This is a genomic window from Nocardia colli (assembly GCF_008704205.1).
Taxonomy (GTDB): Bacteria; Actinomycetota; Actinomycetes; order Mycobacteriales; family Mycobacteriaceae; genus Nocardia; species Nocardia colli.
This window is the reverse complement of the sequence record NZ_VXLC01000075.1, coordinates 1-513: the sequence shown is the minus strand read 5'-3', so window position 1 is coordinate 513 and position 513 is coordinate 1. Positions and strand designations below refer to the sequence as shown.

Genomic DNA, 513 nt, shown 5'->3' with positions numbered 1-513 from the left:
TGCCGCGGCTTCGGCGGTGTACTTGAGCCCCGCTACATTGTCGGCGCAAAATCACTTGACCAGTGAGCTATTACGCACTCTTTCAAGGGTGGCTGCTTCTAAGCCAACCTCCTGGTTGTCTTCGCGACTTCACATCCTTTTCCACTTAGTACACGCTTAGGGGCCTTAGCCGGCGATCTGGGCTGTTTCCCTCTCGACTACGAAGCTTATCCCCCGCAGTCTCACTGCCACGCTCTCACACACCGGCATTCGGAGTTTGGCTGATTTCGGTAAGCTTGTAGGCCCCCTAGACCATCCAGTAGCTCTACCTCCGGCGTGAAACACGTGACGCTGCACCTAAATGCATTTCGGGGAGAACCAGCTATCACGGAGTTTGATTGGCCTTTCACCCCTACCCACAGCTCATCCCCTCAGTTTTCAACCTAAGTGGGTTCGGGCCTCCACGACGTCTTACCGTCGCTTCACCCTGGCCATGGGTAGATCACTCCGCTTCGGGTCTAGAACATGCGACTC

The 513-nt window shown here is 55.8% G+C and carries 1 rRNA gene; it reads right to left on the bottom strand.

Annotated elements, in window-relative coordinates:
• Positions 1 to 513: ribosomal RNA gene (locus F3087_RS45760) — 23S ribosomal RNA — on the bottom strand; the annotation flags it as partial.